Genomic DNA, 22300 nt, shown 5'->3' on the forward strand with positions numbered 1-22300 from the left:
TCGCGGCGAGCATAGCGCCGTGCCCGGCGCGCTGCCAGGAGATTTCGCGGCGATCGGCGCGCGAGGGCACGGCGGGGGCCTCCCCTCAGGCGGACCCTGACACCCGGTCGACGAGCCGGGCCAGTGCCGCCGCCAGCGCGTCCAGACCCGGGCCCGCGGGCCCGCCCGGCTCCTCCATGTAGAGGTCACGCCGGATCTCGACCATGAGGGCGCCGACGTTCCCGGCCGTGCCGTGGTACCGCAACGGCACGTACGTGCCCGCGAAGGGGCTGTCCAGCCCGATGCCGCCGAAGCCGGCGAACGCCTCCCGTGCCGCGTCGAGCAACGCGGGCGGCGTGTGGAAGGAGTCCGTCCCGAGACAGACCGGCGGACGCGGCCCGTCGCCGTGGAGTTCGTACGGCAGCGCCTTCGTCGGATACGAGTGGACGTCGATGACCACGGCCCGCCCGACGGCGTCGAGCCGTTCCGTCACCGCGGCCGTCATCGCCGCCGCGTACGGCCGGAAGTACCGTTCGATCAGCGGCTGTCCGTCGAAGTCCGCCCGCCGCAGGTCCTCGCGGTGCGTGGTCCGCGTGTACACGGCGCCCATGCCCGCCGCCAGCATCTCCTCGCGCTCGTCGGGGAAGCGCTCCGGGTCGACGACGAGCCGGGACAGTCCGTTGACGAAGCGCCAGGGGGTGCGGCCCGCCGCCCCCGCCGCCGCCTCGGCGATCTCCGCCGTGTGCGCGTCCGTGATGTGGTCCGACTCCACGCCGAGTTCCCGGTCGTCCAGCACGATGCCGGCGCGGACGTCCTCGGGGATCACCCGGGAGGAGTGCGGGACGTGCAGGATCACCGGGGAGTCGGGAGCCCCGGGGTGGAGCCGGAACGAGGGGGCGGTGTCCGTCATGTGTCTCCTTGGGGGGTGCGGGACGTCCGGTGTCCCGTCCATGATCGCTCGCGGCACCGACAGACCGCCGTCGACCGCCACCGGGGTCGCCTCGGCACGCCGTCCGCACCCCTTGCCACAATGACCCGGACCGAGAAACGCAGGTGAAGGGGGAAGAGATGGTCCTGCTCGTCTTGTCCGTGGTGCTGGCTCTCGTGGTGGCCGGGTGCGTCTGTGTCGTCTGGGGCGCCCGGGGCGGGCCCCGCTGGGTGCGCGGCGTGGCCGCCGTCACACTGGCGGCCGGTGAGGCCGTGCGCCGGTCCGGCCGCCGGCGGGGGCACTCGATCTCGTCCGGGAGTGGCGGGGGCGACTCGGACGGCGGCTGACCTGCCGGTCGAGCCCGGCCCGGTGTCGTGGACGCGTCCCGCCCGCCGCCATCGGGCCCGGCCCGCGACGCCGCCCCGGGCGTCCCGGCGCCCCGCTTCGGACCGGCGGTGAAGCCCGCCTGCTCCGTGGCCATTTCGACCGATACGCGCCACCCCGGAACGCCATGAAAGTGGGCATAGCGGTCCAACGGGGGGCGATAGGCGGTGGCGTAGGCTCCTGCGCGTCGGACGGGTATCGTCTCGGCCGCTCGGTCGAGAGGCTTCGAGCCTGCACCGAAGACGCGCCGCGGAATTTTCGGCGTTTCCTGTTATCCGGGAGACGGCCTGCGGTCTCCCAGGTGCCGGGCATCGACAACAGGCGGGACAGGCAGAGTGAATCAGGGCATGGCTACACAGCACGGTACGGAGCTCGTCAGGGCTGCGCAGGGCGGCGACCTGTGGGCGCAGGACCAGCTCATCGCGGCCTACCTGCCCCTCGTGTACAACATCGTGGGACGGGCCTTGAACGGTCACCACGACGTCGACGACGTCGTGCAGGAGACCATGCTGCGGGCGCTCGACGGTCTCCCCGCTCTCCGGGCCCCCGACAGTTTCCGGTCCTGGCTCGTGGCCATCACGATGAACGGGATCCGGGGTCACTGGCACAAGCAGCAGTCCCGCCTCCCCATCGGCGCCCTCGACGACGCGCGTGACATCGCTCACCCCGGCGCGGACTTCGTCGACCTGGCGGTCGTCAAGCTGCACCTCTCCGGGCAGCGGCGCGAGACCGCCGAGGCGACCCGCTGGATGGAGCCGGACGACAGCGCTCTGCTCTCGCTGTGGTGGCTGGAGTGCGCGGGCGAGCTGACCCGCTACGAGGTGGCGGCGGCCCTGGAGCTGTCCACGCAGCACACCGCGGTCCGGGTCCAGCGGATGAAGGCGCAGCTCGACACCGCCCGCGTGGTCGTCCGGGCCCTGTCGGAGAACCCGCTGTGCCCCACGCTCCGGTCCGAGCTGGGCACGTGGGACGGCCGTCCCTCCGCTCTCTGGCGCAAGCGCATAGCCCGCCACGCCCGTGGCTGCGCGCACTGCGCGGGACTCTGGAGCAACCTCGTCCCCGCCGAGGGCCTGCTGGCCGGACTGCTGCTGGTGCCGCCGTCGGCGATGCTGCTGGCCGCCGTCCGGGACGGCGCCGCGTTCGGCCTCACCACGGCCACCACGGCCACCACCGCCTACTCGGCACAGCCCTACGGCTCCGACCCCCTGTACGGGTCGCCCGCGCCGTACGAGGCCACGGGCGCCTACGAGGCGCCGGGCACGTACGGGACCCAGGGGCCGTACGACACACCGGGCGTCCACGACACCGCGGGCCTGTACGACGGGCAGGGCGGGTACGCCACGCAGGGCCAGTACGAGCCGCAGGGCCAGTACGAGCCGCAGGGCCTGTACGACGCGCAGAGCGGCTACGCCACGCAGGGCCTGTACGAGCCGCAGGGCCTCCAGGACACCCAGGGCCTGTACGAGACCCAGGGGTTCTACGAGACGCCCGGGGCGTACGAGACGACGGCGCCGAACGGCATACCGTCGCCGTCGCCGTACGAGGCGACGGCTCCTTACGGGATACCCGCCCAGCGGGCACCGTACGAGGCGACCCAGCCGTACGACCTGGCACCGCAGTACGGGACCGGCGGAGGCTACGAGTCCGCCGCGCCGTACGACCCGGCGGCGCCGTACGGGCAGCACGAGGCGTACCGCCCGGCGGACGGCCGCGAGCCGTTCGAGTCGGCGGCCGGGCACGAGGGCGCCGGAGCGCAGGAGCTGTTCGCGTCCTACGCGACGCAGAGCACCGTCACCTCCGTCGGAGCGGCCGGCCGCGGTTCGCGCGGTGCCCGGCGGCGTCAGGAGCAGGAGCGCCGGCGCGGCCGCCGCAGGGCCGTCGTCGCCGCCGGCATGGCGGTCGTCGCGGTCACCGGCGGGTCCTTCTACCTGAGCGGCGGACCCGACGGCGACGGTGAGGCGCTGGACGTGAACCGTGCCGCGGCCCCCGGTCCGGACCTGCCCCTCGGCCAGCAGCCGACCGCCCTCCTGGCGACCCCCTCCCCCTCGGCGTCGACGTCGGCGAGCGCCAGTGCCACCGCGAGCCCGTCCGCCCGTCCGAGCCGCACCGCGAAGGCCACGCCGCCGAAGACGACCGCACCCCGCACCTCGTCGCCCGCGCCCAAGCCGAAGAAGACGGCCGACTCCGGCTCCGACACCGGCTCGAACAGCGGATCCGGCTCCGACTCCACCGCCGACCAGGTGATCAGCCTGGTCAACGCCGAGCGCGCCAAGGCGGGTTGTTCCCCGCTGACCGCGAACTCGCAGCTGACCAGGGCGGCTCAGGCCCACTCCGACGACATGGCGGCGCGCGGCTTCTTCGACCACACCAACCCCGACGGCAAGGGCCCGGGCGACCGCGTCACGGCCACCGGCTACCCCTGGTCGACGTACGGCGAGAACATCGCCATGGGCCAGAGCAGCGCCGAGCAGGTGATGGAGTCCTGGATGAACAGCCCGGGCCACCGCGCGAACATCCTCAACTGCTCCTTCAAGGAGATCGGGATCGGGATCCACGACGAGGGCGGCCCCTACTGGACCCAGGTCTTCGGCGCGCGCTGACGGCCGGCACGATCCGCCGGGAGCCGGGAGCCGGGAGCCGGGAGCCGGGAGCCGGGAGCCGGGAGCCGGGTGGCGGGTGGCGGCAGGTCGTCGGGCCGTGCCCCCTGCCCAGCCCCGTGCCGCTCCTCTCGATCCCTGCCCCGTCACCTCCGGCGTCTCGGCGCCCTCGCCGTTCGGGGCAGCACGTCAGCGAGCAGCCGGCCCGCCAGGGCGCCTCCGAAGACGACGACGCCGACGGCGAGCAGCCAGGACTGGATGACGAGGAAGGCGCCGAAGGGGCCGTAGGTGACGGCGCTGGAGGCGATCAGCGGCGAGAAGACCAGCCGGGAGAAGATCCTGAGGCCGAGGAGCCCCACCGTCGTCGCGACCGCCCCCGGCAGGAGCGCGAGCCAGCCGATCCGGCCGCCCAGCAGCCAGCGTTGCGACCACCAGAAGAACAGGGTGCCGCAGAGTGCGGTGCCCACGCCGCGGGCCGGGTGGTCGCGCCAGAGGGTCGTGACCGCGAACAGGTAGAGGACGCCGATGAGGACGGCCAGCCACACCACGTGGCGCCACCGCGACCACCAGCGGTCCGGCGGCAGGTCCCAGACCTTCTCGTAGCCGGACTGGACCACCGTGCCGAAGGAGAGACCGAAGACGGCGAGGACGGCGAGACCGAACGCCGTGGTCGTCCGCCAGACCTGGCCCGGCAGGGCGAACAGCCGGGCGATCTCCGCCCGGGCCGGCGCCGAGACCCCCAGCCCGTCCCCGAGCCACTGCGCGAAGCCGCGTCCGCTCTCCGTGTCCGCCGCGGACACCACGATCAGCAGGGGGACGAGGGTGAGGAACCCCAGCGCCGCGAACCCGAGCGAGCGCTGCCAGAGATCGAGCGCGGCCACCCGCCCCCAGCGGTGACCGGCCCGCAATCGGCGGATCACACTGCGTGCCCGCGCGAGAGGAGAGAGCCGTCCGGCGGGGTCGGGGGCCGTCATCGTGCCGGGGGAGGCGCGGCCGCGACGGCCCGCGCCGGCACCCTCGGCACTCCGGCCGCGCTCGGGACGACGAGCATGGCGCGCTCCGGGGGAAGACGCTGGTGCCTCCACCGTAGGGCCGCCCGGCGACCCGGGCCAACGCGAGCCGCGGGCCACGGGGATGCCGTGCCGATCACGCCGGGAGCCGGGCAGGCCCGGCCCGACACCCCCACCGGCCGGTCCGTCGCGCCGCCGTCCTCACCGGGCCGGCCGTTCCGGACCCGCCGGGTACGTACCCGCCGCGGCGGGTAGGGGAAGAAGTGGAGGTCTCGATGTCGTGATCCGCGCCGACTGGTTCCTTGAACGCGGCGAACGCGGCAACCCCGCGACGCGCCTCGACGAGCGGCGCCCCGGCGGAACGGCCTGGTCCGAGGGGAACCTCGTCCAGCCGCTCGTGCACGGTGCCACGTACTTCGCGGAGCTGCTCGCGGCCGTGCGCGGCATGCGCCGCGGTGATCTGCTCCTCTTCACCGACTGGCGCGGCGACCCGGACCAGCGGCTCGCGGGTGCGGGCACCGAGATCGGCCCGCTCCTCTGCCGGGCGGCCCGGCGAGGCGTCGTCGTCAAGGGCCTGCTGTGGCGCTCCCACCTGGACACCCTCCAGTACAGCGAGACGGAGAACCGGCACTTCGGCGAGGAGATCGCGCGGGCCGGCGGCGAGTGCCTGCTCGACATGCGGGTACGCCCCGGCGGATCGCACCACCAGAAGATGGTGGTCCTGCGCCACCCCGGCCGCCCGGAGCGGGACGTCGCGTACGTCGGAGGCATCGACCTCTGCCACAACCGCCGCGACGACGCCGGACACCGGGGCGACCCGCAGGCGCTGCCCCTGGCCGCCGCGTACGGGCCGCGGCCCCCGTGGCACGACGTCCAGCTCGCCGTGCGCGGGCCGGCCGTCGGCGACATCGAGGCCGTCTTCCGCGAACGCTGGGAGGATCCGGCGCCGCTCAGCCGCAGCCCGCTCCTCCGCCTGCGCGAGCGGGCGCACCGGGAGGACACGGAGGCCGACGAACTGCCGCCCCAGTCGGCCGATCCGGCCCCCTGCGGCCCGCACGCGGTCCAGGTGCTCCGCACCTATCCGAACCGGCTGCTGCGCGGCTACCCCTTCGCCCCGGACGGCGAACGCAGCATCGCGCGCGGCTACCTCAAGGCGCTGCGGCGGTCGCGGGCGCTGATCTACGTCGAGGACCAGTACCTCTGGTCGCCCCGGGTGGTGGCCGCGTTCGCGGCCGCGCTGCGGGCCTCTCCCGGGCTGCTCCTGATCGCCGTCGTCCCCGCCGTACCGGAACAGGACGGCCGGCTGACCCTGCCCATGAACCTGATCGGACGGATCGAGGCCCTGGACGCGCTGCGCCGCGCGGGCGGCGACCGGGTCGCGGTGTACGCGGTCGAGAATCCCGTGGGCACCCCGGTGTACGTCCACGCGAAGGTGTGCGTGATCGACGACGTGTGGGCCTCCGTCGGCTCCGACAACGTCAACCTCCGCTCGTGGACACACGATTCGGAGCTCGGCTGCGCCGTGATCGACGTACGCAGGGACCCGCGCGAGCCGCTCGACCCGGCCGGTCTCGGGGACGGCGCGCGGCCCTTCGCCCGGGAGCTCCGGCTGGAGCTCATGCGCGAGCACCTGGACGCCCGGAGCGCGGACGGGCGTCGGGACCCGGAGTCCGACGCCCTCGCCGATCCGGTGACCGCCTTCGCGGCTTTCGCGAAGACCGCGGCGACGCTCGACGCGTGGTACGCGAGCGGCCGAAGCGGTCCGCGGCCGTCGGGCCGGCTGCGCCGGTACGTCCCTCCGGAGCTGTCCGCCGCGCAGCGCGCCGTCGCGATCCCGTTGCACCGCCTCTTCGTCGACCCGGACGGGCGACCGCTGCGGCTGCGCCGCCGGAACACCTTCTGAGCTGCGCCAAGCCCTCCACGTGACGACGGAGGCGTGCCACGGCACATCGGGGGTAGCCGCAACTCCACGAAGAGACCAACGGACTTGGGGGGATCGATGGGCGTACACATCAGACGCCGCCCGGCCGCCGGCGCGGCCGCGGCGGTCGGCGGCGGTACGGGCGCCGGGACGTCACGTACGAAGGCGGCGAAGTCCGCCCCGGCCGGGAAGGGCGGGTACTTCCGCCTCGGGCGGCGGAAACCGGGCGTGGAGGCGAAGCCCGCCCCGCCCGAGAAGGGGAGGTCCTTCCGCCTCCTTCGGCGGAAGCCCCGCGCCGAGGAGGCGAAGCCGGCGCGCAGAGGGCCGAGCCCTGTCATCCGGATCGGCGTGACGGTGCTGGCCCTGGCCGGCATGGTGGCCTTCGCCGTCGTCCTCGCGCGCCTCACCCTGCAGCCGTCGCCGGCCTCGGAGGTGCTCACCCACACCAACCTGCAACCCGGCGACTCGATCCGCAACTACCTCTCGCAGCCCGCGTTCCGCGACACGGTCAAGCAGCTCGGCGGCAACATCCTGCTGGGAGTGCCGTTCGGGCTCCTGCTTCCGGTGGTGTCCCCGTACACCCGCGGCTTCCTCCGCGTCGGGCTGCTGACGGTGGCGACGATGCTGGTGGTGGAGCTGGTCCAGGGGGCGCTCATCACGGGGCGCGCCTTCGACATCGACGACGTCGTGCTCAACACCTTCGGGGCGCTGCTGGGGTACGCCGTGGTCGGACGCAGGCTCGGCCGGGCGGTACACCCGCCGCGGCGACGGCACTGGTGGTCCTCCCGCCGTACCTGACGCGTTCGGGCGGGGGCCCGCCCGGCCGCGCACATGTGCGAGGGTGGGCCCCGTGACCACGAGTGAGAAGCCCGATCGTCTCGTCCTCGGCTGCATGGGCCTGGGCGGTGCCTGGGACACGAGCCCCTACACGGCCGCCGACGTCGACGCCGCGGAGGCGGCCGTCGAGGCGGCCCTCGACAGCGGCATCACCGCCTTCGACCACGCCGACATCTACCGGCACGGCAAGGCCGAGGCGGTCTTCGGCGAGGTCCTCGCCCGATCGGCCGGCCTCCGCGACCGGATCACCCTGCAGACCAAGTGCGGCATCCGGCTGGCCGACGGCGACCGGCCCGGGCTCTACGACCTGCGCGGGGCCACCATCGAGCGGAAGGTCGAGGAGAGTCTCGCCCGGCTCCGCACCGATGTGCTGGACACACTCCTCCTGCACCGTCCCGACCCGCTCGCCGACCCGGCCGAGATCGGCGAGGCCCTGACCTCGCTGCACCGCCAGGGTCTGGTCCGCCGCTTCGGCGTCTCCAACATGAACGCCGCGCAGATCGCCCGGCTCCAGGCGCACGTCGCGCTGCCGCTGGTGGCCGACCAGCTGGAGATGAGCCTGCACCGGAGGGCCTGGCTGGAGGACGGGGTGCTCGTCAACACCCCCGAGTCGGCCGCCAACGGCTTCCCGGCGGGCACCGTCGAGCACTGCCTGACGCACGGGATCTCCCTCCAGGCATGGGGGCCGCTCGCCCAGGGGCGCTACACGGGCCGGCAGGAGACCCCCGACGAGCACGCCACCGCCGCGCTCGTGAGCTCGCTCGCCGAGGCGAAGGGCACCACGCCGGAGACGATCGTGCTCTGGTGGCTCCGCCGGCACCCCGCCCGGGTCGTCCCCGTCGTCGGTTCGTCGAACCCCGGGCGGATCCGCGCCTGCCGGGACGCGGCGACCGGCGAGCCCGACCTGACCCACGAGGAGTGGTACACGCTGTGGGTGACCGCCCGCGGCGCGGCCCTTCCGTGACCCGCCGGGGGCACCCCGCCCGGCGGTCCGCGAAGAAATCCACGACCGGGTGGGTGTGAGACACCGGAACCGGGGCAGCAGGTCGTCATCCCCCCACGGGACACCGAGAGGGAACGGCCTCACCAACCCCCTTCTGGTGAGGCCGTTCCGGTGGTGCGGGACGGACCGGCCCGGAGCCCATCCGGCTTCGGCTGTACTCCCAACTCCCCCTGCACGGAGGGGTGATGGGCCTCTCCCGGTACGCTTCGGCGTGATCACGGCCTCGCCGGCCGCCGCCGTCGTCGCCGTCGGCCCGGCCGAGGCACAGTCCGGCCGGCCCCGGGGGCGAGACACCCCCCGGGGGCGTCGCGCCCCGTCCGGCGCGACCGGCCCCGTCCTGGGGGAGGACCCGTCCATGACCCGGTCCCGAAGCGTTCTCGTCATCGGCGGGGGAACCGCCGGATGCGCACTCGCCGTGCTGCTGGCCCGGGCGGGCATCGCCGTCGATCTCGTCGAGCGGAGCCCCGACGGGAACGCCGGCCGCGGATCCGGCATCACCCTGCAGGGCAACGCGCTGCGCGTACTCGACGCGGTCGGGGTGTGGGACCGCGTACGGGCGCGGGGCGCCGCCTCGGACGGCGTCACGATCGTCGCCCCGGACGGCACGCCCCTCGTCACCCAGGACGACCTGCGGACCGGCGGGGACGATCTGCCCGCCGCGCTCGGCATGCGGCGCCCCGTGCTCCAGAGCATCCTCACCGACGCCGTCCTCGCGGCGGGCGCGCGCTTCCGGCCGGGCCGCACCCTGACCCACCTCGCCCAGGACTCCCAGGGCGCGCAGGTCCGCTTCGACGACGGCACCTCCGGCCGGTACGACCTCGTCGTCGCCGCCGACGGCGTCCACTCCGCCACCCGGGCGCTGGTCGGCATCACGGAGACCCCCCGGCCCACCGGCATGGCCGTCTGGCGGGCTCCCGCGCCCCGCCCCGAGGGCGTCGACCGCACCCATCTCGCCTTCGGCGGACCGGCGTTCATCGCCGGCTTCTGCCCCACCGGCCCCGACACCGTCTACGCCTACCTGGTCGAGGCCGCGCGCGACCGGACCGCCGCGGACCCGGTCTCCCTGGTCCGGGAGATGCGCGAGCTCGCCGAGGGGTACGGCGGTCACTGGAAGACCATCACCGCCGCGCTGACGGACACGTCCCCGGTCAACTACACCTGGTGCACCGAGCACCTGGTGGACGGCCCCTGGTACCGCGGCCGCGTCGTCCTCGTCGGCGACGCCGCCCACTCCTGCCCGCCCACCCTGGCGCAGGGGGCCGCGATGTCCCTGGAGGACTCCCTCGTGCTGGCCGAGCTCCTCACGGAGGGATCCTCCTGGGACGACAAGCTGCTCGACGCCTACACGGAGCGTCGCCTGCCGCGGGTCCGCTCGGTGGTGGAGGCGTCGGTGCAGATCGGCCGCCGGCAACTGGACGGCGTCCGGGACGCCGACGTCCCCGGCCTGATGGGGCGGGTGATGGGGGCGTTGCGCGAACGCCCCTGACCGGCGGGCGGTTTCGCGGGCGGGGTTCGTACCCCGCCGATCGCGACCCGTCAGGCGAAGGCGTACGAGCGGAACGCGGCCCGCAGCGCTGCCACCGGGCCCCGTTCCCGGGTGAAGTACAGCTTGTTGGTGAGCAGGACCGCCCACCGGTGGCGGCCGGGCGCGATCCACATCGCCGTGCCCGTGAATCCGAAGTGCGCCCACACGTCCGCGGGCCCGCCGGTTCCGAGGTCCGGGTCGGGGTGCCAGAGCAGTCCCCGGGCGGGGGCGAGCCCACCGGTGTGGACGCGCAGCGAGTCGCCGACCCACCCGGAGTCGAACGGTGCGGCACCGGGGGAGAGCATGAGGGTGAGGAACCGGGCGAGGTCGCCGGCCGGGGCGAAGACCCCGGCTATGCCGCAGGCACCGCCGAGCAGCCGGGTCGAGAAGTCGTGCACGGTCCCCTTCAGATGGGTGCCCGTCTCGTCGTCGAACTCCGTGGGAGCGCACCGGGCCACGACGTCGGGTGGCAGCGGACCGTAGCGCGTCTCGGTCATGCCGAAGGGGCTCCAGACCCGGCTCGCCGCGAGCTCGGCCAGCGTCCGTCCGGTGAGGTGTTCGGCGAGGTAGCCGAGGACGAGCGCCGCCCGGTCGGTGTAGGCGACGGCCTCGCCCGGCCGGTGGCGCAGGGGTGCGTCGAGCACCCCCGCGCGGACGTCCGCGGGATCGGTGCCGTAGTGGTGGCGGAGGTTCGCCCGCAAGGGCAGACCCGCGGTGTGGGTCAGGAGGTGGTGGGCCGTCGCGTCGCCGATCGGCCGGCCGGCCGCCTCGGGCCAGAACGCGCCCAGCGGCCGGTGGAGTTCGAGACGGCCCGACCCGACGAGGAGGCCGGCGACGGACCAGACCGCGAGGATCTTGGTGAGGCTGGCGAGGTCGAAGACCGTGTCGGCACGCATCGGCTCGTGCGGACGCGCGGGGTCGAGGAGACCCGCGGCGCCCTCCGCGAGGATGCCCCCGGCGTCCCCGACGGACCAGACGGCTCCGGGGCAGACCCGGGCTCCCACGGCGTCCCGGACGAGCGATTCGATGCGGTCGGCGCGGAGTCCCATGGCGTCCCCCGGTGTGCGGTCGGGCGTCCCGAAGGTGGCGGGCTCAGACGGTATGCCCTGACCGGGCCCGAAGGATGCGCCGTCCGGCACCGCCCTCAGGGCCGGAACACCTTCAGTTCCGAGACCGTGTACGACATCTCCGAGACGTTCCTGTCGGGCGCCGGGTGGTAGCGGCCGGCGCAGACGGACAGGTTCACGATGAGATGGGCCCGCCAACTGCGGCCCACCCCCCGCCGGTCGGCGAAGGCCCGCACGCCGTTGACGCTCCACACCACCGAGCTCGCGCCGAACTCGGTCCGCAGGGTCACCCATTCACCCGGGCGGATCGCGGGATCCCGGTAGTAGAGGTGCCCTCCCCGCACGTGGTTGGAGAGTTCGAGCAGGTCCGGGTTGTCGGGGTGGTACTCGAAGACGTCGATCTCCTGCCCGCCGTCCAGCCAGGTCCAGATCGCGGGCCAGGCGCCCAGCTCCTTGGGCAGCTTCACCCGCGCCTCCAGGATGTCGCCGGCGCGCACCATGAATCCCTCGGCGCTGCCCTCCGTCGTCAGCAGGCCGGCGTTCCACTTGCCGTCGGGCCGCCGGGTCGCCCGGAAGACGCCCGAGCGGCTGTACGCGGGGTCCTCGACGAGGTGGTCCAGCTTGTTGTCGCCGGCGTTGGTCGGCCCGCCGTTCGGGTAGGCCCACGAGTGTCCGGCGACCCACTGGGTGGGGGAGCGGAAGTCCGCGGTGAACACCGGTGACGCGGTACGGGGTGGCGCGGGGGCGCGCGAGGGCGCCGGGACCGTGTCGCGGCCCTGCCCTCTGCGACGCCGCTTCAGCCGGTCGATGAGGCCTGTGAGCATGAGTGACTCCCTCGAAGGGGTGGTATGGGCGGTCTGGAGCGGTTCTGCCCACAGGCGCGTCACTCATGCGGAAATGCTCACAGTGTGTCGAGTAGTCGTCACGAAGGAGTAATCGTCATGGGAATGGGGGGCGGGGGCGGGCCGTCCCGGTCGGCGTTCCCCTCGGCTCCCCTCCGCCCTCGGCTTCCCTCGGCTCGCCGCGGTGCCGCCTGGCGCGGGTCCCCGGCCCGCGGCATCCGTCGGGCCGTCGCGCCTCGGGGTCCACGATTGCGCTGTCCGGCTGGCGGCGCACGGCCGCGTCACGCAGGCTCGATCCGTCCGGATCGCCGTCTCCGCCCGAGGTGACGACGCCTCACGAAGGGAAACCAGACCCGTGGCCACTCGCCTCAACCCCTACATCAGCTTCGCAGGCGACGCCCGCCAGGCCGTGGAGTTCTACCAGGAGGTCTTCGGCGGCACCCTGACCCTGAGCACCTACGGCGACGTCTCCCCCGAGCAGGCCGGCGCCGTCGCCGACAAGGTCATGCACAGCATGCTGGAGACGGACGGCGGCCTCACCCTGATGTGTGCCGACAACCCGCCGGGGACGGAGCACAAGCCGGGCAACGACATCGCGGTGAGTCTGAGCGGGGAGGACGCCGGGGAGCTGCGCGGCTACTGGGACAAGCTCGCCGGCGGCGGCACGGTGGCGGTGCCCCTGGAGAAGCAGATGTGGGGTGACGTCTTCGGCATGTGTACCGACCGCTTCGGCGTCACGTGGATGGTCAACATCAGCGAGCGCGGCTGAGCCGACCGCCTCCCGGCCCGGCGCGGCCGGCACGTCGCGCGGCCGTGAGCCCCGCCTCGGCCCTCCGGCGCACCGGAGGGCGGAGGCGGGGCCTCGTGCGTCCGCCTTCGACGGGCCGCCGTCCGGCGCCCCGACCGGGACCCGGGCCGCATCGGCCGCCACGGACCCCGCCGGTCCGGCCGCCCTGGTCATGGGGGGCGTCACACACCGTTCTGGATACCCCCCTGGGTATTGCTGCTACGGTGGAGGGGTAGATACCCCCGGGGGTAAGCATCGCGAGGGAGAGTGCAGTGTTCTTTGTCGACACCCTGGAGACCGAGGGGCTGGGCAACCGCAGCTATCTGGCGGGAGGCGCCGGGGCCGCGGTCGTCGTGGACCCGCCCCGGGACATCGATCGCGTGATCGCCGAGGCCGCCCGCCGCGGTGTGCGCATCGTGGCCGTCGCCGAGACTCACGTGCACAACGACTACGTGACCGGCGGCCTGGAGCTCGCGCGTCTGACCGGCGCGCGCTATCTGGTCCCGGCCGGGGCCGACGTCGCCCACCCGCGGGTGCCGGTGACGGACGGGGACGTCGAGCCGGTCGACGAGCGGCTCGTGCTGCGGGCGGTGGCCACTCCCGGGCACACCCCGCACCACACCTCGTACGTCCTGGAGGAAGAGGGCCGCGCGGTGGCCGCCTTCACCGGCGGCTCCCTGCTGATCGGCGGCGTGGGACGCCCCGACCTGGTCGAGCCCCGGCTGACCGAGAGCCTCGCCCGCGCCCAGTACGCCTCCGTGCACCGCCTGGCCGGTGAGCTGGACGACGCGGTCCCGGTGCTGCCCACGCACGGCTTCGGCAGCTTCTGCTCCGCCGGCCAGGCCGGCGCGACGTCCGGCACCATCGGCACCGAGAAGGCCTCCAACCCCGCCCTCGTGCGGGACGTGGACACCTTCGTCAGGGAACTGCTGGCGGGGCTGGAGGACGTGCCCGCGTACTACGCGCACATGGGCCCGGTCAACGCCGCCGGTCCGGCGCCGGTCGACCTCACCCCGCCGCGGCGCGCCGACGCCGCCGAGATCGAGCGGCGTCTCGCGGCCGGGGAGTGGGTCGTCGACCTGCGGAGCCGTGTCGCCTTCGCGGCCGGCCACGTGGCCGGCTCCGTCAACTTCGAGGTCGACGGCAGGCCGGCCGTCCATCTCGCGTGGATGATCCCGTGGGGCAAGCCCGTGACCCTTCTCGGGGAGAGCGCCGAGCAGATCGCCCGCGCGCAGCGCGAGCTGACCCGTGTGGGCATCGACCGTCCGGCCGCGGCTGCCGTCGGCGGGCCGGCCGACTGGCTCGCGGAGGGTGCCGAGCCGGGCTCGTTCCCGCGTGCCGTGTTCGCGGACCTCGCCGCCGCTCGGCGGCGAGGCGCGGATCCGGTGGTGCTGGACGTGCGCCGGGACAGCGAGCGCGCGGGCGGCTGGATCGAGGGCAGCGTGCACGTGCCCGTCCACCTGATCCACCGGCGCCTGGAGGAGGTGCCGGACGGCACCGTCTGGGTGCACTGCGCGGGCGGGATGCGTGCGGCCATCGCCGCCTCCGTGCTCGCCGCCGCCGGCCGGGCGGTGGTGGCCGTCGACGACGGGTACGCCGCCGCGGCCGAGGCCGGGCTCACGCTCGTCACCCCGTCCGGTGACTGACGGCGCGCGGGTGCCCGGCCCGGCACGCGGGGCGCGCCGATGACCGCGCTCGTCCTGGCCCTGATCGCGGGCGGCGTGGTCGGCCTGGCCCTCGGCGCGCTGGGGGCGGGCGGCAGCATCCTCACCGTGCCCGCCCTGGTCTATCTGCTCGGCTTCGCCCCGTCCGCCGCGACCACCGCCGGCCTCGTCGTCGTGATCGGCACCTCGCTCACCGCGCTGCTGGCCCACGCCAGGGCGGGAGCGGTGCGGTGGCGTGCCGGCCTGCTCTTCGCGGCGGCCGGACTGCTCCCCGCCGCCGCGGCGGGCCTCGTGTCCGTGCACCTGCCCGCCACGCTGCTCACCACGATGTTCGCCGTACTGGCCGGGCTGGCGGCGGTGCGCATGCTGCGGGGCGCGGGGCCGGCGGCGGGGGGCGGCGCGGAGGCGGCGGCCGGCGGGAACGGGGCGGCGGGCCCGTCGTCGGCCGGCCGTGCCGCGGGAGCCGGGGCGGGCCTCGGCGCCGTGACCGGTCTCCTCGGTGTCGGCGGCGGGTTCCTGGCCGTGCCGGCGCTGGTGACGGTCCTCGCCGTGCCGATGAGCGCGGCGGTGGGGACGAGCCTGCTCGTCATCGTCGCCAACGCGCTCGTCGCCCTCGCGGCCCGGGCCTCCACCGCCGTGCAGCTGGACTGGGCGCTGATCATGCCGTTCCTCGCCACCGCCGTCCTGGGGGCCTGGGACGGTCGGCGACTGGCCGCGAAGGTCTCCGCGCGGGCGCTCCAGCGGGTCTTCGGCGGCGTGCTCCTGGCCGTGGCCGCCGCCATGGGCGTCACGGTCCTGCTGTGAGCGGACCCGGGCCGGCGGGCGGACTCAGGCCAGCGAGAGGAAGAGCTTCTCCAGCCGGGCCCGCATCTGCGCGGAGTCGCGCATCTCCGGGTCCTCGCCGGTCATGCACTGCTGCAGTCCGGTGGCGATGATCGAGAAGCCGGCGCGGTCCAGGGCGCGGGAGACCGCGGCGAGCTGGGTGACCACGTCCTCGCAGTCCCGTCCCTCCTCGATCATCCGGATGACGCCCGCCAGCTGGCCCTGAGCCCGCCGGAGCCGGTTCAGCGCCGACTTCAGCTCCTCGGCCGACATGTCGAGTTGCACGCTTCCTCCTCCTGCATATACCCCTGCGGGTATCCTACCGTGGGGGTGAACACTCCACCGAAAGGTTCCGTTCCGTGACGACCCCGACCGCCCTGACCACTTCGCAGGCGACGCGCCGCCTCGGCGAGTACACCGTCATCGACGTGCGCACCCCCGGCGAGTACGCCTCCGGCCACCTCCCGGGCGCCCACAACATCCCCCTGGACCGCGTCGAGGAGGCCGCCCACGCCCTGCGGTCCGCGGCCGAGCGCGTGCCGCTGCTGATCGTATGCGCCTCCGGTGCCCGGTCCGCCCGGGGCTGCGTCCAGCTGGCGGCACTCGGCATCGACGCCACGAACCTCGACGGCGGCACCGGCGCGTGGGCGGCGGCCGGCCACCCGGTCGACCGGCCCGCCGGGGCCAGGACCACCTGGCCGATGGACCGCCAGGTCCGCCTCGCCGCGGGAACCCTGGTCCTGCTCGGATTCCTGGCCGGTCTGGCCTGGCCGCCCGCCCACTGGCTCTCCGGCCTGGTGGGAGCCGGTCTCGTCTTCTCCGGCGTGACGAACGCCTGCGGCATGGCCGCCCTGCTCGCGAGACTGCCCCACAACAGGGCCCCGCGGGACGCCGTCGGGTTCGAGGCGACCCTGCGGGCCCTGACCGTCTGAGCCCACGGCCCCGGCCGTGGGGCCGGGCGGCCCGCCGGTCAGCGCAGGCTCGTGCCGTACACGTGGTCCACGGTCAGCGTGAGCAGGACCCTCCGGTCGGCCACCATGACCGCCCGGTACTCGTCCCAGTCCGGGTGCTCCCCGGCCGCCTCGCGGTAGTAGTCGACCAGGGCCTGGACCTCGGGGCCGTCCGGGTCGGTCCCGGGGCCGACGAGGGTCACGGTGCCCTCGGCCGTCGCCCACGACCGGCCGTCGGCGCTCGTCACCTCCAGGGCGGCGCGTGGATCGCGGCGCAGGTTGGCGGTCTTGGCCGTCCCCGCGGTCGTCGACACCCGGACGACACCGGCGGACCGGTCGTACGAGGGGAGGACGGGGGAGAGCTGGGGGCGGCCGTCGGACTTGATCGTCGCGAGCACGCCCAGCCGGCTCTCCGCGAGCAGGGCGTGCGCGTCGAAGGCTGTGTCGGTCATGCAAGGATCAACTCGCCGCCGGATGCCGTGTATTCCGTGTCCGCGGGGTGCTCCGGCCGCACGCGTGCGCGGAGACCCCCCGCCCCGCGGTGCCGCCCCGCTCGTCGCCCGCCCGGTCAGGGGCCCGTCCTCGGTGCCTACGATGAGCCCATGGCCGAACGCGAGGGATTCCCCACTGCGCGTGATGCGCACCAGCGCACCCCTGGTGCCCGCGAGCTCTCCGCGGCGGCGGGGGTGTTCGCGCTGCTCGCGGACCCCACCCGGCTGCACCTGGTGTGGCTGCTGACGCGCGGGGAGTCGGACGTGACCGCGCTCGCCGAGGCGTGCGGCGCGGCGCGGCCCGCGGTCAGCCAGCACCTGGCGAAACTCCGTCTCGGCGGCCTCGTCCAGCACCGCAAGGACGGACGGCGGGTCGTGTACACGCTGCCCGACGGCCACATGCGGCGGCTGGTCGTGGAAGCCATCAGTCACGCCGACCACCAGGTGACGGGCGAACCCTGGCACGACTGACGTCCGGGGACGGGGGCGTGCCCCAGGGGCGCGAACCCCTCTCGAATCATCATGTGCGCACCTGTGCACATGTCGGCTACGGTGGTGTCCACCCCGACCCCGGAGCCGAACGAGGGCGGTCCCCATGCTGTCCGTGCTGCGCCACCGCGCCTACCGGCACCTCTTCGCGGCCCAGGTCGTCGCGCTCACCGGTACCGGCCTCGCCACCGTCGCGCTGAGCCTGCTCGCCTACGACCTCGCCGGCGACCGGGCCTCCGCGGTCCTCGGGACCGCGCTGGCGCTCAAGATGGTCGCCTACGTGACGATCGCCCCGGTGGCCGGCGCGCTCGCCGAGCGGATACCCCGGCGCGCCCTCCTCGTCGCCACGGACCTCACCCGCGCGGCGATCGCCCTGACACTGCCCTTCGTGACCCAGGTATGGCAGGTCTACGTCCTCGTCCTGCTGCTCCAGGCCGCCTCCGCCGTCTTCACGCCGGTCTACCAGGCCACCCTCCCCGACGTGCTCCCGGACGAACGCTCCTACACCCGGGCGCTGTCGCTCTCCCGGATCGCCTACGACCTGGAGAGCCTGTTCAGCCCGGTGCTGGCCGCCGCGCTCCTGACCCTCGTCCCGTACGGAGGGCTCTTCACCGGCACCGCGATCGGGTTCCTCGCCTCGGCCGCGCTGGTCGTCTCCGTCCTGCTCCCCGGACCCGCGACCGACGAGCCGGCGGCGGACCGGGCCCCCCGCTCCGGCGGCCGGTACGCCCAGGCCGCCTTCGGCACCCGGCTCTTCCTCGCCACACCACGGCTGAAGGCCCTTCTCGCGCTCGACCTCGTGGTGGCCGCCGGTGGTGCCCTGGTCCTCGTCGGCACCGTCGTGCTGGTGCGCGACACCCTCGGCCGCTCCGCCGGCGACGTCTCCATCGCCCTGGGCGCGTACGGCGCCGGATCCATGGCCGCCGCCCTGCTCCTGCCGCCCCTCCTCGACCGGCGCGGCGAACGGGGTCCGATGCTCGCCGCCGCGTTCGCGACCGCCGCGGTGCTCGCCGTGCCGGCGACGACCGGCGCCTGGTCCTGGCCCGGCCTGCTCGCCGCCTGGTTCCTCGTCGGCGCGGTGGGGTCGGCGGTCCTGACGCCCGGTGGCCGGCTGGTGCGCCGCTCGGCGGCGGGCACCGACCTGCCGGCCGCCTTCGCCGCGCACTTCTCCCTGTCGCATCTCTGCTGGCTGCTCACCTACCCGCTCGCGGGCGTGCTGACCGCGACGGCCGGACCACGGGTCTGCGCCGCCGTCCTGGCCGGCGTCGCCCTGGCCGGCTCGGTCGCGGCGGTCCGGCTGTGGCCGCGTGCGGACCCGGACGGGACGGCCCACGTCCATCCCGAGCTGGCGCCGGACCACCCGCACCTGGCCGGTGCGGGCGCGCCCCACGTGCACGGCTACCGCCGGGACGCCCTCCATCCCCGCGGACTCAGCGGGCGCCCCCGGAACGGGCGAAGCGCAGCGTGACGAGCTCGAACGGACGGAGCCGCAGCCGCAGCGCCCCGTCCGTCACCCGCGCCGTCCCCGCCGGGGCGTCCGCGAGGGGACGCTCCAGGAGGTCGCAGAGCTCGACGCCGACGGCACCGGTGAGGTCGAGCGCCGTCGTCAGCCGGACGTCGGCGCGCGCTCCCCGGGACTCGTAGAGCCGGACGACCAGGTCGCCGCTGCGGTCGTCGGCCAGTTTCACGGCGCTCACCACCACCCCGTCATCGTCCAGGGCGACCAGCGGGGCGACGTCCGCGTCGCCCGGGACGCGGCGCTCCGGCAGGTTGACCCGGTAGCCCTCGCGCACGGCGTCGCCCACCGTCGCGCCGGGGACCAGGGCGTGGCGGAACCGGTGCACTCCCTGGTCGGTGTGCGGGTCGGGGAAACGGGGCGCGCGCAGCAGCGAGACCCGGACCGTCGTCGTGGTGCCGCGGTCCCCGGCCGTCCGTACCGTGCGCGTCACGTCGTGCCCGTACGTCGAGGCCGTCACCAGCGCGACGCCCCAGCCGGGCTCCTCCACATGCACGAAGCGGTGGTTGCAGGCCTCGAACTTCGCCGCCTCCCAGCTGGTGTTGGTGTGCGTGGGACGGTAGAGGTGGCCGAACTGGGTCTCGGACGCGTAGCGGTCCGCGTGGACGTCCAGAGGGAAGGCCGCCTTGAGGAACCTCTCCGTCTCGTGCCAGTCGACCTCGGTCCCGAGGTCGAGCCGCTTCGCGCCCGCGTCGAGCGTGAGCGTCTGCACCGCGCGCGAGGCGCCGAAGGAGCGGGTCACGCGGACCGCGACGGACCGCGGGGTGTCGTCGACGACGGCCACCTCGTCGGCCTCGGTCAGATCGGTGACCGTGTTGCGGTAGAAGCGGTCGACGTCCCAGGCGTCCCACATGTTCGGGAAGTCGGGGTGGATCTGCAGCAGGTTGGCCGCGGCCCCCGGAGCGATCGTCTCCCGGCCCGCGGCGAGGTCGACCACCGAGACCACCAGGCCGCGCTCGTCCACCGCCACCCGCAGCAGACCGTTGGACAGGACGTGACCGCCGCCCGGCCGGTCCGTCACCGTGCAGCCCCCGGACGCCCCGTCCCCGTCCCCGACGGCCGGCTGCTCGGCCACCGCCCGCGCGCCGCCCGCCGGCACCCCGGCCCGCGCGTGCGGCGCCGCGTTGAAGACCACCTCGCCCCCCGCCGTGCCGTCCCCGGCCAGCGCCCGCTGCGCCCGCCGTACGATCCCGGTCAGTTCCCCGGCCACGGCCGCGTACGTCCGCTCCGCCTCCCGGTGCACCCAGGCGATCGAGGAGCCGGGCAGGATGTCGTGGAACTGGTGCAGCAGCACCGTCTTCCAGACCCGGTCCAACTCCTCGTACGGGTAGGGCGATCCGGTCCGGACGGTGGCGGTGGCCGCCCACAGCTCGGCCTCGCGCAGCAGGTTCTCGCTCGCCCGGTTGCCCTGCTTGGTCCGCGCCTGGCTGGTCAGGGTCGCCCGGTGCAGCTCCAGGTACAGCTCGCCCACCCACACCGGCGGATCCGGGTACTCGGCCTGGGCCTTGGCGAAGAACTCGGCCGGCCGCTCCCAGCGGACCCGGGCCGATCCCTCCAGGTCCCGCAGGCGGGCGGCCTTCGCGACCATCTCGCGGGTGGTGCCGCCGCCCCCGTCGCCCCAGCCGGTCGGCGCGAGCGAGCGCCGGGACCGGCCCTTGTCCTTGAAGTTGCGGACCGCGTGGGCGATCTCCCTGCCCTGCATCGAGCAGTTGTAGGTGTCCACCGGCGGAAAGTGCGTGAAGATCCGCGTGCCGTCGATGCCCTCCCACCAGAAGGTGTGATGCGGGAAGGAGTTGACCTGGCTCCAGGAGATCTTCTGCGTGAGCAGCCACCTCGAACCCGCCGCCCGGATGATCTGCGGCAGCCCGCCGGCGAAGCCGAAGGTGTCCGGCAGCCACGCCTCCTCGTTCTCGACCCCGAACTCCTCCAGGAAGAACCGCTTGCCGTGCACGAACTGACGGGCCATCGCCTCGGAGCCCGGCATGTTGGTGTCCGACTCCACCCACATGCCGCCGGCCGGCACGAAGCGGCCCTCCGCGACGGCCCTCTTCACCCGCGCGTACACCTCGGGCCGGTGCTCCTTGATCCACGCGTACTGCTGGGCCTGCGACATGGTGTAGACGAAGTCCGGCTCGTCCTCCAGGAGCGCCGTCATGTTGGCCGTGGTCCGCGCGACCTTGCGGACCGTCTCGCGCAGCGGCCACAGCCAGGCCGAGTCGATGTGCGCGTGACCGACCGCGCTGATCCGGTGCGCCGAGGGTTCGGCGGGCGAGGCCAGCACCCCGGCGAGGTGCTCGCGGGCGGCGGCGGCCGTCCCGTTCACGTCCTGGAGGTCGACGGCGTCCAGGGCCCGCTCGACCGCCCGCAGGACGTCCCAGCGCCGCGCCCCCTCCACCGGCAGCTCCGCCATCAGCTCGCCCAGGACCTCCAGGTCCATCACGAGCTGCCACACCGTCTCGTCGAAGACCGCGAGGTCCATGCGCTCCAGCCGGTACTGCGGGCTCGTCCCGGCCGTCGCCTTCTCGCCGAGGCCGGTCGGTTGGAAGGGGCGGTAGTCCATGATCACCGGATTGGAGGCGGCCTCCACGTGCAGCAGCACCTCCTCGCCGCCCGCCACCGGCGCGCCGATCCGCACCCACTGGTTGCGCGGGTGGAGCCCCTTCACCGGGGACCCGTCCGGCCGGTAGACGAGGCCCTCGCACTGGAAGCCCGGCATGTTCGCGTGGAAGCCGAGGTCGATCAGCGCCTCGACCGTCCGGCCCGCCCATGCCTCCGGCACCCGGCCGGAGACGGTGAGCCAGCTCGTGCCCCAGGGCGCTCCCCAGGCGTCCCCGGCGGCGATCGGGGTACGGGGCGCGGCGAGGCCCTCGGCCACGGACACCGGTTCGTCCGGCGCGGTCCAGATCCCGGCCTCCAGGGGCACCGACTCCGGATGGACGGCCGGCCGGATGCGCTCGTCGAGGACCCGCCTCAGCCGGGACTCGATCAGGCTGCGGTCGTCGTGCATGGCAGTCACTCCCTCGCGTGGGGTGTGCGGGTGAAGGCCCGTCGGGCGGGGCCGGGATCGTCGGCCGTGACCGTCCGGCTGATGCCGCGTGCGTTCAGATGCTCGCGGGCCGGGGCCCGCTCCGCCAGTACGACCGCCGGTCGTACTCCGCCCGCGGCGAGCCGCGTGAACGCCTCGGCGAAAGGCCCCGCCGGGGCGCGGACGGGTATCCGGACGTCGGTCGCCGGTGCGGCCGGACCGGGCCCCGCCCGCGGCCCGGTGCGTCGGAACCCTTGACGTGCGGCGAATAGGGAGGAAAATACTGAATACACCAGAAACCAGAGCGAGCCGCACCCGACGGCGAAGACGTTCGCCGCCCCGCGTGACCCCCTCGCGGCTCTGGCCAGGCCCCCGGCAGCTCCTCCCGGGCCCGGGCTCCCGACGACGGTCGAGAACCCCCGGCACGGTGACGGACTACCGGGGGACCGCGTGTCCGGACTCC

The 22300-nt window shown here is 74.6% G+C and carries 19 protein-coding genes; 12 read left to right on the forward strand and 7 right to left on the reverse strand.

Annotated features, from left to right (window positions below):
* Nucleotides 1-85: 85 nt before the first annotated feature.
* On the reverse strand, nt 86-889 hold the full coding sequence (locus ACGFZF_RS25515) for an N-formylglutamate amidohydrolase (RefSeq protein WP_393557655.1): 804 nt from the start codon (nt 887-889) through the stop codon (nt 86-88).
* A gap of 158 nt (nt 890-1047) precedes the next feature.
* Here ACGFZF_RS25515 and ACGFZF_RS25520 point away from each other — a divergent pair, with 158 nt between their 5' ends.
* Together ACGFZF_RS25520 and ACGFZF_RS25525 are read left to right on the forward strand one after the other, a co-directional pair.
* Nucleotides 1048-1254 carry a hypothetical protein gene (locus ACGFZF_RS25520; RefSeq protein WP_393557657.1) on the forward strand — a complete coding sequence of 69 codons (207 nt, stop codon included), beginning with the start codon at nt 1048-1050 and terminating at the stop codon, nt 1252-1254.
* 384 nt (nt 1255-1638) lie between these two features.
* Nucleotides 1639-3891 (forward strand): sigma-70 family RNA polymerase sigma factor, encoded by a 2253-nt coding sequence (locus ACGFZF_RS25525; protein ID WP_393557659.1) that lies wholly within the window; start codon nt 1639-1641, stop codon nt 3889-3891.
* A gap of 143 nt (nt 3892-4034) precedes the next feature.
* On the opposite strand, the gene ACGFZF_RS25530 is transcribed toward ACGFZF_RS25525, so the two are convergent.
* Nucleotides 4035-4862: a ribonuclease BN gene (locus ACGFZF_RS25530; RefSeq protein ID WP_393557661.1), complete on the reverse strand. Its 828-nt coding sequence runs from the start codon at nt 4860-4862 to the stop codon at nt 4035-4037.
* A gap of 316 nt (nt 4863-5178) precedes the next feature.
* On the opposite strand from ACGFZF_RS25530, the gene ACGFZF_RS25535 reads away from it, so the two are divergent.
* The 4 genes from ACGFZF_RS25535 to ACGFZF_RS25550 all read left to right on the forward strand — a co-directional run bounded on the left by ACGFZF_RS25535 (nt 5179) and on the right by ACGFZF_RS25550 (nt 10145).
* Entirely contained in the window at nt 5179-6801 is a 1623-nt protein-coding gene (locus ACGFZF_RS25535; protein WP_393557663.1) for a phospholipase D family protein, read from the forward strand.
* A 96-nt stretch (nt 6802-6897) separates the two neighbouring features.
* A complete protein-coding gene (locus ACGFZF_RS25540) occupies nt 6898-7617 on the forward strand; it encodes a VanZ family protein (protein WP_393557664.1) in 720 nt (239 codons plus the stop codon).
* Between the two features lie 52 nt (nt 7618-7669).
* Entirely contained in the window at nt 7670-8620 is a 951-nt protein-coding gene (locus tag ACGFZF_RS25545) for an aldo/keto reductase family oxidoreductase (protein WP_393557666.1), read from the forward strand.
* A gap of 394 nt (nt 8621-9014) precedes the next feature.
* Nucleotides 9015-10145 carry an FAD-dependent oxidoreductase gene (locus ACGFZF_RS25550; protein WP_393557668.1) on the forward strand — a complete coding sequence of 377 codons (1131 nt, stop codon included), beginning with the start codon at nt 9015-9017 and terminating at the stop codon, nt 10143-10145.
* Nucleotides 10146-10195: 50 nt separating this feature from the next.
* Here ACGFZF_RS25550 and ACGFZF_RS25555 read toward each other — a convergent pair whose 3' ends face one another.
* Together ACGFZF_RS25555 and ACGFZF_RS25560 are read right to left on the reverse strand one after the other, a co-directional pair.
* Nucleotides 10196-11233: a serine hydrolase domain-containing protein gene (locus tag ACGFZF_RS25555; RefSeq protein ID WP_393557670.1), complete on the reverse strand. Its 1038-nt coding sequence runs from the start codon at nt 11231-11233 to the stop codon at nt 10196-10198.
* A 95-nt stretch (nt 11234-11328) separates the two neighbouring features.
* Complete coding sequence (locus tag ACGFZF_RS25560) at nt 11329-12075, reverse strand: beta-glucanase (protein ID WP_393557671.1); 747 nt, start codon at nt 12073-12075, stop codon at nt 11329-11331.
* Nucleotides 12076-12448: 373 nt separating this feature from the next.
* Here ACGFZF_RS25560 and ACGFZF_RS25565 point away from each other — a divergent pair, with 373 nt between their 5' ends.
* The 3 genes from ACGFZF_RS25565 to ACGFZF_RS25575 all read left to right on the forward strand — a co-directional run bounded on the left by ACGFZF_RS25565 (nt 12449) and on the right by ACGFZF_RS25575 (nt 15348).
* Nucleotides 12449-12862 (forward strand): VOC family protein, encoded by a 414-nt coding sequence (locus tag ACGFZF_RS25565; protein WP_393557673.1) that lies wholly within the window; start codon nt 12449-12451, stop codon nt 12860-12862.
* Between the two features lie 290 nt (nt 12863-13152).
* Nucleotides 13153-14526 carry a rhodanese-like domain-containing protein gene (locus tag ACGFZF_RS25570; RefSeq protein WP_393557675.1) on the forward strand — a complete coding sequence of 458 codons (1374 nt, stop codon included), beginning with the start codon at nt 13153-13155 and terminating at the stop codon, nt 14524-14526.
* Between the two features lie 39 nt (nt 14527-14565).
* Nucleotides 14566-15348, forward strand: coding sequence for a sulfite exporter TauE/SafE family protein (locus ACGFZF_RS25575; protein ID WP_393557677.1), 783 nt, complete (start codon nt 14566-14568; stop codon nt 15346-15348).
* Between the two features lie 24 nt (nt 15349-15372).
* Here ACGFZF_RS25575 and ACGFZF_RS25580 read toward each other — a convergent pair whose 3' ends face one another.
* Nucleotides 15373-15651, reverse strand: a complete 279-nt coding sequence (locus tag ACGFZF_RS25580; RefSeq protein ID WP_356602288.1) for a metal-sensitive transcriptional regulator — start codon at nt 15649-15651, stop codon at nt 15373-15375.
* Nucleotides 15652-15725: 74 nt separating this feature from the next.
* On the opposite strand from ACGFZF_RS25580, the gene ACGFZF_RS25585 reads away from it, so the two are divergent.
* On the forward strand, nt 15726-16298 hold the full coding sequence (locus ACGFZF_RS25585) for a rhodanese-like domain-containing protein (protein WP_393557679.1): 573 nt from the start codon (nt 15726-15728) through the stop codon (nt 16296-16298).
* A gap of 38 nt (nt 16299-16336) precedes the next feature.
* Here the strand turns inward: ACGFZF_RS25585 and ACGFZF_RS25590 are convergent, their stop codons facing one another.
* Entirely contained in the window at nt 16337-16768 is a 432-nt protein-coding gene (locus ACGFZF_RS25590) for a PPOX class F420-dependent oxidoreductase (protein ID WP_356602284.1), read from the reverse strand.
* Between the two features lie 150 nt (nt 16769-16918).
* Between ACGFZF_RS25590 and ACGFZF_RS25595 the strand changes: the two genes are divergently transcribed.
* Together ACGFZF_RS25595 and ACGFZF_RS25600 are read left to right on the forward strand one after the other, a co-directional pair.
* Entirely contained in the window at nt 16919-17278 is a 360-nt protein-coding gene (locus tag ACGFZF_RS25595; RefSeq protein WP_356602282.1) for a metalloregulator ArsR/SmtB family transcription factor, read from the forward strand.
* A 124-nt stretch (nt 17279-17402) separates the two neighbouring features.
* Nucleotides 17403-18764 carry an MFS transporter gene (locus ACGFZF_RS25600; RefSeq protein WP_393557681.1) on the forward strand — a complete coding sequence of 454 codons (1362 nt, stop codon included), beginning with the start codon at nt 17403-17405 and terminating at the stop codon, nt 18762-18764.
* Here the strand turns inward: ACGFZF_RS25600 and ACGFZF_RS25605 are convergent.
* The gene (locus ACGFZF_RS25605) at nt 18727-21819 is read right to left on the reverse strand and encodes an alpha-mannosidase (RefSeq protein ID WP_393557683.1); all 3093 of its coding nucleotides are present in this window, start codon (nt 21817-21819) and stop codon (nt 18727-18729) included. The genes ACGFZF_RS25600 and ACGFZF_RS25605 overlap by 38 nt on opposite strands.
* Between the last annotated feature and the right edge of the window lie 481 nt (nt 21820-22300).

Source organism: Streptomyces sp. NPDC048338 (assembly GCF_043201055.1).
Taxonomy (GTDB): Bacteria; Actinomycetota; Actinomycetes; order Streptomycetales; family Streptomycetaceae; genus Streptomyces.